Origin of the sequence: Cupriavidus sp. UGS-1, from assembly GCF_021213615.1 — a bacterium.
GTDB lineage: Bacteria > Pseudomonadota > Gammaproteobacteria > Burkholderiales > Burkholderiaceae > Cupriavidus.
In genome coordinates, this window is the sequence record NZ_JAJQJF010000004.1 from 153,422 (window position 1) to 167,710 (window position 14,289).

Genomic DNA, 14,289 nt, shown 5'->3' on the forward strand with positions numbered 1-14,289 from the left:
TTCAATCGGCCTGCGCGCTAGCCTTGACGGTGACCGGCGCATACCCGTACTGACGGGAAAAGGCGCGCGAGAACGCAGCGGCGCTGCCGAATCCGGCGCGGCTGGCGACCGCCTTGACGCTATGTCCCAGGGCAAGCTGGGCCCGGCCGAAAGCCAGGCGCCACGAAGTCAGGTAATCGGCCGGCGTGGTGCCGACGGTCCGGGCGAACTGTGCAACGAAATGGCTGCGCGACATGCCGGCGATACGGGCCAGATCGTCGGTGCGCCACTGTCGCGCCGGCTCGTCATGCATGGCGACCAGGCACGGATGGAGCCTCGGGTGGGCCAGGCCAGCCAGCAGGCCCGCATTGACGGTGCCCATCGCGATCGCGCGGCGCACCGCGAGCACCACGATGATTTCGCAAAGCCGGTCCTTGACGGTCGGACTGCCGCACCTGCAGTCCTCGACTTCGGCGACGAACAATTCCGCCAGGCCCCGCATCTCCGGCCGCTCGGCCAGCGGGAACACCAGTTCGTCGGGCAGGGCACCGACCAGAGGATTGGTCGCGCCGCCGAAATCCACGGCCGCGGCGGCCAGAACCGCGCCGTCGGTATGGCAAGGCGTTCCGCCCGAGGCACGGAAGACGAGATGCGTGGGAACGCCGATACCGCCGTCGGCATCGTCCGCATCGCCCATGACATACAGCCTGGCGAGCGCCCCACCTCTCCCCGCATCGGCGCCCGCAACAGCCCGCAGGCCGAACGCCCGCAGGAAGGCAGCCAATCGATCATGTTTTGCTTCGCGCACCGGCATTTCGATCATCTCTTTGCCCGAAAGAATGATCGATCTTATGCCAGACTTGGCCGATCGCAATACAGGAACAAGAACGATGACTGCCGACACCGCCGCCAAATTCGATCCCTTGCGCGCTGCCGAATACGAGAGACAGAGCCGGATCGCGCTCGCCGGCTACGACGCCTGCCATGAACTGGCCGCCTGCATGCTGACCGCCGCGCTTGGCCCCGGGTCGAGCGCCACCGTGCTGGTCGCGGGCGCCGGCGGTACCGGCAACGAGATCGTGGTCGCCGGCGCGCTCCAGCCGAACTGGCGCTTCGTCGCGGTCGATCCCTCGCAGCCGATGCTGGAGCTCGCGCTGGCCCGAGTCCGCGAGGCCGGCCTGCTGGGGCGTACCGAGCCCGTGCTCGGCGTGGTCGCCGATCTGCCGGCCGAGGTCCGCTTCGACGCCGCGACGCTGATCGGCGTGCTGCACCACCTGCCGGGCGACGAAGCCAAGCAGGCGATTCTTCGCGACATTGCCCAGCGCCTGAAGCCGGGCACGCCGCTGGTCCTTGCCGGCAACCGCTACGCCTATGCCTCGCGGCCGCTGCTGATGGCCGCGTGGGGGCAGCGCTGGCGCATGAACGGCGCCAGCGAGGAAGAGGTTCGCATCAAGCAAGGCAAGATCCTGCAGGGTGCGGATCCGCCGCAATCTGACGAGGCCGTCGCCACGCTGCTGTCCGACGCTGGCTTCGAGAAGCCCGAGCCGTTCTTCTCGAGCCTGTTCTGGGGAGCCTGGGTGGCCCGACGGGCCTGACTCCGCTGGCGGCAACGCGATGCCTTACTGCAGCGTCAGCCCCGACTGCCTGACCAGCTTTTCGGTACGCGGGATCTCCGCCTCGACCATCGCACGGAAATCGGCCACGCTGCCGCCGCGCGGCTCGGCGCCCGTCGCGGCCAGCTTGTCGCGGAAGGCAGCGTCCAGCAGATGCCGGTTGATCGAGGCATTGAGCTTGCCCACGATGTCCGCCGGCGTTCCCTTGGGCGCGACGATGCCGTACCACGGCGCGATGTCATAGCCGGGATAGCCCTGCTCCGCGATGGTCGGCACATCGGGCGCCATCGCCGAGCGTTTGGCGTTCGACACGCCGAGCGCCCTCAGTTTCCCGGCCTTGACGTAGGGCAACCCCGTCATGATGGTGTCGAAGTACATCGACACCTGGCCCGACAGCAGGGCCGGAATCGCTTCCCCCGCGCCCTTGTACGGCACGTGCACGATGTCGATGCCCGCCATCGCCTTGAGCATTTCCCCGGCCATGTGCGAGGTGGTGCCGGCACCGAACGACGCATAGGTCAGCTTGCCTGGATTGGCCTTGGCGTAGGCCACCATTTCGGGCAGCGTCCTGAACGGCAGCGACGGATGCGACAGCAGGATATTCGGCGTATAGGCCACCACCGCCACCTTCTCGAAGGCATCCGGGTCGTAGCTCAACTTCTTGTAGAGAAAGCGGTTGGTCACCATCGAGGCGGGTCCCGACATCAGCAGCGTATAGCCGTCGCCCGGTGCGCGGGCCACCGCCTCGCTGCCGATCATCGCGGCGGCGCCGGGCTTGTTTTCGATCACGAAGCTCTGGCCATATTCTTTGGCCAGGGCCTGGCCCAGCTGGCGCGTGATCAGGTCGGTAGCGGCGCCGGGGTTGAACGGCACCACGATCCTGACCGGCTGACGGGGCCATGCGGAATCGGCATGACTCCACGACGATGCGGCAAGGATGGCAGGCGCGGTGACGGCAAGGCAGGCGCGAAGAAGACGGGAACGTAGTGGCATCGACAGACCTCTTTGAGCGAAGGGAATGCACCCGCTCGGCGGCGGGCGACGCGCAGTTCATCGCAACTGCCGTGCCACGAGAAAGCGCGCGAAATACGCCAAAAACCACGGCGATGTGGACGCATGTCTCCCGCCGGCGCCATCGGCATGACGCCAGTCCCCTCGTTGCACCACGGCGCACCAATCCGGTCGGTTCGGGCTCACCGTCCGGGGGCAAACGCCGCTACACCAGGCTGATCCAGGTCGTCTTCAGATCGGTGTATTTGTCCAGCGCATGCAGCGACTTGTCTCGCCCCGAGCCGGACTGCTTGACGCCGCCGAACGGCACCGTGATATCGCCGTCCATATAGCAGTTGACCCATACCAGCCCGGCCCGCAGCTGCCGCGACACGCGATGCGCGCGTGCCAGGTTGGCCGTCCACAGCCCGGAGCCGAGACCATAGGGCGAGTCGTTGGCCATGCGCAGCGCCTCTTCCTCGGTGTCGAACACGGTGACCGCCAGCACCGGCCCGAAAATTTCCTCGCGCACGATCGACAGCGATTGCGCCGGACACTCGAAGATCGTCGGCTGCAGGAAGTAGCCGCCGGTTTCCGCCCGTACGCGTTGGCCGCCCAGCCTCAACCGTGCCCCTTCGCGCTGGCCCGCCGCCACATACGACATCACGCGATCGAGCTGGCGCGCATCGACGATCGCGCCCATCGCGGACGCCGGGTCCAGCGGATCGCCGGGCTGCATGTTGGCGGCGCAGGCCTCGAGCTTCGTCATGAACGCATCGTAGATGCCGCGCTGCACGTAGAGACGCGAGCCGGCGATGCAGATCTCGCCCTGGTTGTTGAAGATGCCGATCGCCGCGGCCTGCGCCGCGCGGTCCAGGTCCGGGCAGTCGTCGAAGACGATATGCGGCGACTTGCCGCCGCATTCGAGCCAGACCCGCTTCAGGTTCGATTGGCCCGCATATTCCAGGAAGCGCTTGCCGGTGGCGGTCGAGCCGGTGAACGCGATGCAATCCACGTCGGCATGCCGGCCCAGCGCCTGCCCCGCCTGGGCGCCAAGTCCCGGCACCACATTGAACACGCCGGCCGGAATGCCGGCCTCCTCGGCCAGTGCGGCCAGGCGCAGCGCGCTCAGGGGCGACTGCTCGGCGGGCTTGAGCACCACGCTGTTGCCGGCGGCCAGCGCTGGCGCGACCTTCCAGCTTGCCATCAGCAGCGGATAGTTCCACGGCACCACCGCCGCGACTACCCCCAGCGGCTCGCGCGTGATCGTGGCCAGCACGTTGGCATCGGTCGGCGCGATCTCGTCGTAGATCTTGTCGATCGCCTCCGCATACCACGCGTAGGTGCGCGCCGATTCGGGAATGTCGTACAACAGCGTGTCGGCGATCGGCTTGCCCATGTCCAGCGTTTCGAGCATCGCCAGTTCCTCGCGATGCGCATCGATCAGCGCCGCCAGCCGCAGCAGCGTGGCCTTGCGCTCGCGGCGCGGCATGGCCGCCCAGAGGCCCTGCTCGAAGGCCCTGCGGGCCGCGGCGACCGCGCGGTCCACATCGGCCTCGGCGCATGCCGCCACCTTCGCCAGCACGTTGCCGGTGGCCGGATCGATGCTGTCGAAGGTGGCGCCATCGGCGGCGTCGGTCCATCGGCCGTCGATATAGGCCTGTCCGCGCAGGTTCGGGACGATCGACTGCGCGCGTTGCCGCCAGTAGGCCAGGTCGTGAAGCTCGCTCATGAGGGTTGCCTCGAATCAAGGGAGGAAGGAGAAACCGGTGCCGCGGCGCGCGCGGGCAGCGTCAGCGACAACCCGGCGCCGACGATCAGCGCGATGCCGCCCATGGCAAGCCCGTCGGGCCAGCGGCCGAACCACCAGGCGCTGTAGACCAGCGCCAGCAGCAGATGGCAATAGTTCAGCGGCGCCAGCGTGGAAGCCGGCGCGCGCTGCAGCGCCAGGATCAGCAGCACCTGGGCCAGCGCGCTCATGAAGCCCATGGCGAGGATCGTCAGCCAGTCGACGAGATCCGGCCACACCGCGGGCAGGAAGAACGGCGCCGGCAAGCCGGTGGCGATCATGCAGATGATCGCCGCGAAGCCGTACTGCACCGTCGCATCGACCTTGCCGGCCATGCGCCGGGTCAGCAGTTGCAGCAGCGCGTAGCCGAGCATGGCCGCCACCATCAGCGCCGTGCCGATCCACGACAACTGGCCGCCGGGGCGCACGATCAACAGCATGCCGGCGAATCCCGTTGCCACCGCCAGCCACTGACGCGCGCCGACGCGCTCGGCCAGCAACCACGGCGACAGCGCCACCACGACCAGCGGCGCCATGAAATAGATCGCGGTCGCTTCGGCGAGCGGCATCCACAGCAGCGCGGTCATGAAGCAAGTACCCATGACCGCCAGCATCAGGCCCCGCAACACCAGCAAGCCGCGATGGGGCGTGCGCCAGAAGCGCAGGCGGCCCGCATTCGCCAGCATCGCGATGGCAACGGTGCAGGTGGCCGCATAACGTACCGCATTGAGGAAGGGCGCAGGATAGCGCCCCACCAGGTGCTTGGCGGTCGCATCGACGGTGGCGAACAACATCACCACGCACAGGAACAGCAGCCCGCCGCGCCACCAGCCGCTTTCGCGGCCCAGGCCGGCGTTCACGCGCCCGCCCGCGCCACCATCGCGCCGAGCAGCACGTTGGCGCCCGCCTCCAGATGCTCGGGCCTGGCGTCCTCGATCTCGTTGTGGCTGATGCCGTCCTTGCACGGCACGAAGATCATCGCCGTCGGCGCGACGCTGGCCATGTAGACCGCGTCATGACCGGCGCCGGTCACGATGTCCTGATGCCGGTAGCCGCGCGCTTCGGCTTCGTTGCGCACGTCGGCGACCAGCTCGGCGGCGAACGGCGTCGGCGGGAAATACTGCACGTCGCGCACATCGACTTCCAGCGGCGTGCCGGCGCTGGCGCCAGGGATGGTACCGGCGGCCAGCGCTGCGCAGGCCGCGCGAAAGCGCGCATCCATCTCGGCCAGCCGCGCCGCATCCTCGTGGCGCAGGTCCACCGTGAACGTCACGGCGCCGGGAATCACGTTGCGCGAGGCCGGATGGACATTGACCACGCCGACGGTGCCGCGGCCATGCGGCGCGAAATCGTTGGCGATGCGCACCACTTCCTGCATCAGGAAGGTGGCGCCATACAACGCATCGCGCCGCAGCGGCATCGGCGTCGGGCCCGCATGCGCCTCCATGCCGGTCACCGTCACGTCGTACCAGCGCAGGCCCAGCGAGCCGGTCACCACGCCGATCACGTTGTCCGCGGCCTCGAGGATCGGGCCCTGTTCGATATGGGCCTCGAAATAGGCGCCGACCTGACGGCCTCCGACCTCCGCGCTGCCGGCATAGCCGATCGCCCGCAGCTCGTCTTCGACGCGCTTGCCGTCGCGGTCCGTCGCGTCCAGCGCCGTCCGCAGCGGGAAGATCCCCGCGAACACGCCGGAGCCCATCATCACCGGCACGAAGCGCGTGCCCTCCTCATTGGTCCAGATCGCAACCTCGAGCGGCGCCTCGGTCTGGATGCCGCGATCGTTCAGCGTGCGTATCACCTCCAGCCCGGCCAGCACCCCGAAACAGCCGTCGAACTTGCCGCCGGTCGGCTGCGTATCGATATGGCTGCCGGTCATCACCGGCGGCAGCGCGTCATTGCGGCCGGCACGGCGGCCGAAGATATTGCCGACCTTGTCGACCGTCACGGTCAGGCCTGCCTCGCGCATCCAGCCGGTCACCAGGTCGCGCCCCTGACCATCCAGCTCGGTCAGCGCCAGCCGCGCGTTGCCGCCCTTCGGCGTCGCGCCGATGCGCGCCAGCGCCATCAGCGAATCCCACAGGCGCTGGCCGTCGATCTTCAGTGTCGTCATTCTGTTCTCCTCGGGAAGCGGTACTCAGGCCATCGCCGGGGCGAAGCCCGACAGGAAGGCGTCCAGCGCGGGGCCGATGGCCTCGACCTCGTAGCCGCCCTCCTGCACCACGACCGTCGGCACGCCCAGCGCATGGATGCGCTCGCCGATGCCGCGGTAGCCGTCCATGCCGACGGCCAGCACGCTGATGGGGTCGTCCACATAGGTATCGAAGCCGAGCGACAGCACCAGTGCCTGCGGCCGGTAGTCGCGCAGCGCGTCGAGCGAGCTGTCGAGCGCGGCCAGGAAGCCGGCGTCGCCGGTGCCGTGCGGCAGCGGGAAGTTCAGGTTGTAGCCATAGCCCGCGCCGTAGCCGCGTTCGTTGGCATAGCCGGTATAGAACGGGTAGTAGCCGGCCGGGTCGGCATGCAGCGAGATCGTCATCACGTCCGAGCGCTGGTAGAAGATCTGCTGCGTGCCGTCGCCGTGATGCGCGTCGACATCGAGCACCGCGACCTTGCCGAAGCGCTTGAGCAGCCCCTGCGCGGCGATCGCGGCGTTGTTGACGTAGCAGAAGCCGCCGGCTCGGTCGCTGTGCGCGTGATGGCCGGAGGGCCGGCACAGCGCGTACGCCATGCCGCCATCGGGCTGTTCGCAGACATAGTCCGCCGCCGCCACCGCGCTGTGTGCCGAGCGCAGGATCGACCGCCAGCTTTGCGGGCCGAGCGGGCAGCTCAGGTCGCCCAGGTAATAGCCCGCCTGCGCGATCACCGAGTCGGTCGGGCAATCGGGCCGGCGGTTCTGGTCGAGCTTGCCGTTGTGGTACGGGGACAGATTGGGCAGCACCTCGATGCCCGGTTCGAAGCCGGGGCGCGCCAGCGCCTGCCAGCGGTCGTAGGCTTCGCACAGGAAATCGAGATAGGCGGCGCTGTGCACCGTTTCCAGCGGCGCGCGGCCGTAGTCCGGCGCGGCCGCCAGATCGATGCCGCGCGCGGCGAGCGTGGCCTGCAGCGCGGCCGCGCGTGCGGGCACGTCGGTCGGCTCGCACAGCCGGCCCGCGCGCATGAACTGGCGGGGCTGATGGAGCAACTGGTCATCCGAGAAGAAAGCACGCATATCGTAGGTGTGGGTTGTCGAGCAGCGGTCGTGAGTGGCGCGCGCGGCGCGACGCGTTCAGGCGGCGGCGTCCGCCTGCCGCGCCAGCGCTGCCGCCCGAATTTGCGACAACGTCATGCCGGGCGCGATGCCGTCGGGGTCGTAGCGCAGTTCGAGAAGCGCGGGCAGACGCTGCGTATTGGCGAATTCGAGCGCTCGCGCAAACGCCGGGCCGAATTCGGCGTCACTTTGCACCACTTCGCCGTGGCCGCGATAGGCGCGCACCAGCTCGCTGAAATCCGGGTTGTCGAAGCCGAGCGCGATGGTGCGGCCGGGGAATTCGCGTTCCTGGTGCGCGCGGATGGTCCCCCACATGCCGTTGTTGAAAACCAGCACGACGATGCCGAGCCGGTATTGCATCGCCACGCCCAGTTCCTGCAGGTTCATCTGGAAGCAGCCGTCGCCGGCGTAGCAGACCACGGTGCGGTCCGGATATTCGAGCTTGGCCGAGATCGCGGCCGGCAGCCCGTACCCCATCGATCCCACGGTCGGCGCGAGGCTGGTGCCGACGCCCTGGAAACGGTGGTAGGCATGCGCAAACAGCGCGTAGTTGCCGGCGCCGGCCGTGATGCAGGCGTCAGGGGGCACGTGGTCGCGCACATGGCAGGCGACGGCATTCAGGTTCAGCGGACCGGGCGCGGATGCCGGCTCCTGCTGCCGCAGGTAGTCGCCGCGCGCCGCACGGGTCTGGCCGGCCCACGCCGGTTCGGCCGCCGGCTCCAGCGTGTCGACGGCCTGCGCGAACGACACGACGTCGGCGACGATCGGCAGCGCGGGCTGGAATACGCGCCCGAGCTCGTTGGCGTCGGGATAGACATGGACCAGCCGCTGGCGCGGCAGCGGACTCTCCACCAGCGTGTAGCCCTCGGTGGTCGCCTCGCCCATCCGCGTGCCGACCGCGATCAGCAGGTCGGCATCGCGAATGCGCGCGCGCAGCGCCTCGCCCATGCCCCAGCCGACATGGCCGGCGAAATTCGGATGATGGTTGTCGAAGGATTCGAGCCGGCGCCAGGCCGCGCCGACCGGCAAGGCGAAGCGCTCGGCGAAGCCTTCGAGCTGGCGCATCGCTTGCGGCGTCCAGCCGGAGCCGCCGACCAGCAGGAACGGCCGCTGCGCCTGCGCCAGCAGCGTGCCCAGCGACGCCACTGCGGCCGGCGTCGGCGCCGCATACGCGCGCTGGTAGCGCGGCAGATCGGCCACCGTGGCCTTGCCCCACAGCGTATCCTCCGGCAACGCCAGCACCACAGGCCCGGGCCGGCCGCTGGTCGCCACCGCAAAGGCGCGCGCGATGAACTCCGGGATACGATCGGTGCGGTCGATCTGCGCGACCCACTTTGCCATCTCGCCGAACATGCGGCGATAGTCGATCTCCTGGAACGCCTCCCGCTCGATGAAGTCGTTGCCGACCTGGCCGACGAACAGGATCATCGGCGTCGAGTCCTGATAGGCGGTGTGCACCGCGATGCTGGCATTGGTCGCGCCGGGGCCGCGGGTCACGAAGCAGATGCCCGGCTCGCCGGTCAGCTTGCCGTAGGCCTCGGCCATATAGCCCGCGCCGCTCTCCTGTCGGCAGACCACCGGGTCGATCGCGTCCTGATGGTCGTAGAGCGCGTCGATGCACGGCAGGTAGCTTTCGCCGGGCACCAGGAACACGCGCTTGGCGCCGTGGATGCGCAGTTGCTGCACCAGGATCTGGCCGCCATTGCGCTCGCGCAGCGATTGGCCGTCTACTGCACGGTTGTGCGTGGATGCTTTGGTCATGGATTGGCTCCGTGCGCTGCCGTGCACGACGGCGATCCCGCGCCCGCGGTCGCCTTGATTTCGATCTCGACGAACACGCATTCGCCGTCGTGCGCGTTGATCACGTTGTGTTCGACGCCCGCGGGCCGCGCGTACGCGCATCCCGCCACCAGCTGGCTGGTGACCTCGCCCTGCGGCGTCTGCAACAGCAGCGGGCCGGTCGTCATCGGCACCACCACGTAGTCGTAGCCGTGCCGGTGAAAGCCCGTTTCGGCGCCGGGCGCGAAGCGCCATTCGGTAACGGTCACGCGCTCGTTGTCGACCTGCACGGTCGGCACTGCCTGAGGTCTGCTCATGTTGGGGCTCGCATTGGGGTTCGGTGGTGCGGCGGCTGTCGGCTATCGGCTGTCGGCTGTCGGCTCTCAGCGGTCGATGCCGCCCATGCACAGGTACTTGATCTCGAGATAGTCCTCGATGCCGTATCGCGAACCCTCGCGGCCGAGGCCCGATTGCTTGACCCCGCCGAACGGCGCGACCTCGTTCGAGATCAGGCCGGTGTTGATGCCGACCATGCCGTACTCCAGCGCTTCGGCAACGCGCCAGATCCGGCCGATATCGCGGCTGTAGAAGTACGAGGCCAGGCCAAATTCGGTGTCGTTGGCCATGCCGACCACCTCGTCGTCGGTATGGAAGCGGAACAGCGGCGCCAGCGGGCCGAACGTTTCCTCCTTCGCCACGCGCATCGCCGGTGTCACGTCGGCCAGCACGGTCGGCTCGAAGAAGGTGCCGCCGATCGGATGGCGCTTGCCGCCGGCCAGCACGCGCGCGCCCTTGTCCAGCGCATCGGCAATATGCGATTCGACCTTGGCGACCGCGTCCTCGTTGATCAGCGGCCCCTGCAGCACGCCCGGTTCGACGCCATTGCCGACCTTGAGCTGCGCGACCGCGGCCACCAGCTTGCGGGCGAAGGCGTCATAGACCTTGTCGTGGACGTAGAGCCGGTTCGCGCAGACGCACGTTTGTCCGGCGTTGCGATACTTCGAGGCAATGGCGCCCTCCACCGCCGCGTCGAGGTCCGCGTCGTCGAACACGATGAACGGGGCGTTGCCGCCGAGCTCGAGCGACAGCTTCTTGATGGTGTCGGCGGACTGGCGCATCAGGATGCGGCCGACCTCGGTCGAGCCGGTGAAGGTCAGCTTGCGCACCACCGGATTGGCGGTGAGCTCGCCGCCGATCGCGACCGCGTCGCCGGTCACCACGCTGAACACGCCCGCCGGCACGCCGGCGCGCTCGGCCAGCACCGCGAGGGCCAGCGCCGACAGCGGCGTGTCCTCGGCCGGCTTGAGCACCATCGTGCAGCCGGCCGCCAGCGCAGGGCCGACCTTGCGCGTGATCATCGCCAGCGGGAAATTCCATGGCGTGATGGCCGCGCAGACGCCGACCGGTTCCTTGACCACGACCAGCCGGCGGTCCGCCATTGGCGAGGCCAGCACGTCGCCGCAGACGCGCTTGCCTTCCTCGGCAAACCACTCGAGGAACGAGGCGGCGTAGGCCACCTCGCCCCTGGCCTCGGCCAGCGGCTTGCCCTGCTCGGTGGTCATCAGCAGCGCGAGATCGTCGGCGTGCGCCAGCATCAGCTCATGCCACTTGCGCAGGATCTGGCTGCGCTCGCGCGCGGTACGGCGCCGCCAGTCGATCTGCGCGACGCGCGCGGCCTCGATGGCGCGCCGCGTCTCGGCGGCGCCCATCATCGGCACCTTGCCGATCGGCGCACCGGTGGCGGGATTCGTGACGACGAAGGACTCGCCGCGGTCGGCGTCGATCCAGGCGCCGCCAACCAGGGCCTGCGCACGCAGCAGGCCGGTATCGTTCAATTGCATCAAAGGCTCCGGGAAAATGGGCGGCGGATGTCGATCAGCGGACCAGCACGTCGGCCAGGATGTCCAGCCCCTCGTCCATCACCGCATCCGGGATCGTCAGCGGGAACAGGAAGCGGATCACGTTGCCGTGCACGCCGCAGGACAGCAGCAGCAGGCCCTTCTGCAGCGCGCGGTTCTGCACCTCGCGCGTGAACTCCGCATCGGGGCTGCCGTCGGCCTGCTGGAACTCGACCGCGACCATCGCGCCGAGCCCGCGCACCTGCGCGATCTGCGGCACGCTCGGACGCAGGCTGTGCAGCCGGTCCATCAGCCGTTCGCCGAGCGCGGCGCCGCGCGCGATCAGGTTTTCCTCTTCCAGCACCTCGAGCACCGCGAGTGCGGACGCGACGGCCAGCGGATTGCCGGCATAGGTGCCGCCGAGCCCGCCCGGCGCCGGCGCATCCATGATCTCGGCGCGGCCGCACACCGCCGACAGCGGCATGCCGCCGGCCAGGCTCTTGGCCATCGTGGTGAGATCCGGGGCCACGCCGTAATGCTCCATCGCAAACAGCTTGCCGGTGCGGCCGAAACCGGTCTGCACTTCGTCGGCGATCAGCAGGATGCCGTGCTCGTCGCAGAGCGCGCGCAGCGCCTTGACGAAGGCGGCGGGCGCGACATTGAAGCCGCCCTCGCCCTGCACCGGCTCGAAGATGATGGCGGCCACACGCTTCGGATCGACGTCCGCCTTGAACAGGACCTGCAGCGCCTTCAGCGAGTCGTCGACCGACACGCCGTGCAGCTCGCACGGATACGGCGCGTGATAGACCTCGCCCGGGAACGGGCCGAAGCCGACCTTGTACGGCACGACCTTGCCGGTCAGCGCCATGCCCATCATCGTGCGGCCGTGAAAGCCGCCCGAGAACGCGATCACCGCGGGGCGCCCGGTAGCGGCACGCGCGATCTTGATCGCGTTCTCGACCGCCTCGGCGCCGGTGGTGAAGAACGCGGTCTTCTTGGCCCACTGGCCCGGCGCGCGCTGGTTGATCTTCTCGGCCAGCTCGATATAGCTGGCATAGGGCACGATCTGGTAAGCGGTATGCGTGAAGCGTTCCAGCTGCTTCTGCACCGCGGCGACCAGGCGCGGGTGCCGATGGCCGGTGTTCAGCACCGCGATGCCTGCCGCGAAGTCGATGAAGCGGCGGCCTTCGACATCCCAGATCTCCGAATTCTCGGCCCGTTCGGCGTAGAAATTGCACATCACACCCACGCCACGGGGCGTGGCGGCATCCTTGCGGCGGACCAGTTCGGCGTTCTTCATCGTGTTCTCCATGGGGCTTCGGGTTGGGCGCACGGACGGCATCCGGAAATAGGGGCTTGCCGGCCGGGCCAATGCGTTGTCAGGCGGCGGCGCGGATCGCCTTCGGATCCCACTCCTTGCCGGGGATCGCCGCGATCAGGCGCTGCGTGTAGTCGTGGCGCGGCGCGTCGAAGATCTGGGCCGGGGGCCCCGACTCGACCACCTTGCCCTTGTGCATCACGATCACGTGGTGGCAGATCTGCGCCGCCACGCGCAGGTCGTGCGTGATGAAGATCAGGCCGATGTCGAGCCGCTTCTGCAGCGTGGCCAGCAGCTCCAGCACCTGCGCCTGCACCGAGACGTCGAGCGCGGACACGGATTCGTCGGCCACCAGCAGCTTCGGCTCGAGCGCCAGCGCGCGAGCAATGCCGATGCGCTGGCGCTGCCCGCCGGAGAACTGGTTCGGATAGCGGTCGAACGCCGAGTCCTCCAACCCGACCAGCTGCAGCAGTTCACGCGCGCGGGCCTCCGCCTGCTGGCGCGGCACGCCGTTGGCGATCGGACCGTCGCTGACGATCCGGCCCACGGTATGGCGCGGATTGAGCGAGGCGAACGGGTCCTGGAAGATCATCTGCACATCCTTGCGCAGCGGGCGGAAGCGTCGTTCGGGCATCCGCGCGATGTCCTGGCCCTGGAACAGCAAGGTGCCGCCGTCGATGTCGGTCAGCCGCAGCAGGCATTTGCCGATGGTCGACTTGCCCGAGCCCGACTCGCCGACGATGCCCAGCGTCTCGCCGCGCCGCACGGTAAAGCTGACGCCGTCGACCGCATGCACCACGCGCTTGCGCGAGAACAGGCCGCCGCCGGACACATAGGTCTTGCGCAAGTCGCGCACGTCCAGCACCGTCTCCGCCGCCTGGCCGTCGGCTTCGCCGCAGCGGCCGTGCGGCACCGCGCCGATCAGCCGGCGCGTATAGGGATGCTGCGGGTGGTTCAGCACCTGCTGCGCGCTGCCCATCTCGACCAGCACGCCCTTCTCCATCACGGCGACCCGGTCGGCAATCTCCGCCACTACGCCGAAGTCGTGGGTCACGAACATCACGCCCATGCCCTTTCCGGCCTGGATCCGCTTGATCAGCGCCAGGATCTGCGCCTGCGTGGTGACGTCGAGCGCGGTGGTCGGCTCGTCCGCGATCAGCAGCGCGGGCTCGAGCGCCAGCGCCATCGCGATCACCACGCGCTGCCGCTGCCCGCCCGACAGCCGGAACGGGTAGCTGTGCACCAGCGTCGCGGGATCGGGCAAGCCGACGAAGTCGAGCAGGTCCAGCACGCGGCGCATGCGCGCCTCGCCGGGATAGGCGTGGTGCACGCGCATGACCTCGGCGATCTGGTCGCCGACCGTCATCACCGGATTGAGCGCGGACAGCGGCTCCTGGAACACCATCGCCATGTCCTTGCCGCGCATCGCCAGCAAGGTGGCTTCGTCCTGCGCGAGCAGGTCCTTGCCGCGGAACAGGATGCGGCCGCTCTGCGGCTTCAGGTACGGCGGCAGCAAACCCATGATGGCGTTCGCGCTCATCGACTTGCCCGAGCCGGATTCGCCGACGATGCAGAGGATCTCGCCGGCGTGCAGGTCGTAGGAAACGTCGCGCACCGCGTAGGGCCGGTCGCTTCCGCTGGGCAAGGCAATGGTCAGGTCGCGGATCGACAGCAGCGGCGCCGCGGCTGACTGGCTATTGGAGTGCGGCATCGATTGAACGGACATGGCTCGCTCC

12 protein-coding genes are annotated in these 14,289 nt (G+C 68.8%); 1 reads left to right on the forward strand and 11 read right to left on the reverse strand.

Translation table 11 applies throughout. The features are described 5' to 3' along the window. Position 1 precedes the first annotated feature (1 nt). The gene (locus LRR16_RS07370; RefSeq protein WP_232205363.1) at positions 2-883 is read right to left on the reverse strand and encodes an AraC family transcriptional regulator; all 882 of its coding nucleotides are present in this window, start codon (positions 881-883) and stop codon (positions 2-4) included. On the opposite strand from LRR16_RS07370, the gene LRR16_RS07375 reads away from it, so the two are divergent. Further along, complete coding sequence (locus LRR16_RS07375; RefSeq protein WP_232205364.1) at positions 870-1,574, forward strand: class I SAM-dependent methyltransferase; 705 nt, start codon at positions 870-872, stop codon at positions 1,572-1,574. The genes LRR16_RS07370 and LRR16_RS07375 overlap by 14 nt on opposite strands. Before the next feature lie 24 nt (positions 1,575-1,598). Here the strand turns inward: LRR16_RS07375 and LRR16_RS07380 are convergent, their stop codons facing one another. The 10 genes from LRR16_RS07380 to LRR16_RS07430 all read right to left on the reverse strand — a co-directional run bounded on the left by LRR16_RS07380 (position 1,599) and on the right by LRR16_RS07430 (position 14,279). Then, a complete protein-coding gene (locus tag LRR16_RS07380; RefSeq protein ID WP_232205365.1) occupies positions 1,599-2,585 on the reverse strand; it encodes a tripartite tricarboxylate transporter substrate binding protein in 987 nt (328 codons plus the stop codon). A gap of 223 nt (positions 2,586-2,808) precedes the next feature. Then, on the reverse strand, positions 2,809-4,314 hold the full coding sequence (locus LRR16_RS07385; RefSeq protein WP_232205366.1) for an aldehyde dehydrogenase: 1,506 nt from the start codon (positions 4,312-4,314) through the stop codon (positions 2,809-2,811). Then, positions 4,311-5,231, reverse strand: a complete 921-nt coding sequence (locus LRR16_RS07390) for a DMT family transporter (protein WP_232205367.1) — start codon at positions 5,229-5,231, stop codon at positions 4,311-4,313. The genes LRR16_RS07385 and LRR16_RS07390 overlap by 4 nt, the downstream gene beginning before the upstream one ends. After that, positions 5,228-6,484, reverse strand: coding sequence for a Zn-dependent hydrolase (locus LRR16_RS07395; protein WP_232205368.1), 1,257 nt, complete (start codon positions 6,482-6,484; stop codon positions 5,228-5,230). Before LRR16_RS07395 ends, LRR16_RS07390 begins: the two co-directional genes overlap by 4 nt. Positions 6,485-6,508: 24 nt before the next feature. Continuing rightward, positions 6,509-7,579 carry a histone deacetylase family protein gene (locus LRR16_RS07400; protein WP_232205369.1) on the reverse strand — a complete coding sequence of 357 codons (1,071 nt, stop codon included), beginning with the start codon at positions 7,577-7,579 and terminating at the stop codon, positions 6,509-6,511. Between the two features lie 57 nt (positions 7,580-7,636). Then, positions 7,637-9,379, reverse strand: a complete 1,743-nt coding sequence (locus tag LRR16_RS07405) for a thiamine pyrophosphate-binding protein (RefSeq protein WP_232205370.1) — start codon at positions 9,377-9,379, stop codon at positions 7,637-7,639. Beyond that, on the reverse strand, positions 9,376-9,714 hold the full coding sequence (locus LRR16_RS07410; protein WP_232205371.1) for a cupin domain-containing protein: 339 nt from the start codon (positions 9,712-9,714) through the stop codon (positions 9,376-9,378). Before LRR16_RS07410 ends, LRR16_RS07405 begins: the two co-directional genes overlap by 4 nt. Before the next feature lie 66 nt (positions 9,715-9,780). Then, positions 9,781-11,238 (reverse strand): NADP-dependent succinate-semialdehyde dehydrogenase, encoded by a 1,458-nt coding sequence (gabD, locus tag LRR16_RS07415; protein WP_006577167.1) that lies wholly within the window; start codon positions 11,236-11,238, stop codon positions 9,781-9,783. 34 nt (positions 11,239-11,272) lie between these two features. Beyond that, positions 11,273-12,535, reverse strand: a complete 1,263-nt coding sequence (locus LRR16_RS07420; RefSeq protein ID WP_232205372.1) for a 4-aminobutyrate--2-oxoglutarate transaminase — start codon at positions 12,533-12,535, stop codon at positions 11,273-11,275. A gap of 79 nt (positions 12,536-12,614) precedes the next feature. Beyond that, a complete protein-coding gene (locus tag LRR16_RS07430) occupies positions 12,615-14,279 on the reverse strand; it encodes an ABC transporter ATP-binding protein (RefSeq protein ID WP_255674050.1) in 1,665 nt (554 codons plus the stop codon). Positions 14,280-14,289: the final 10 nt, after the last annotated feature.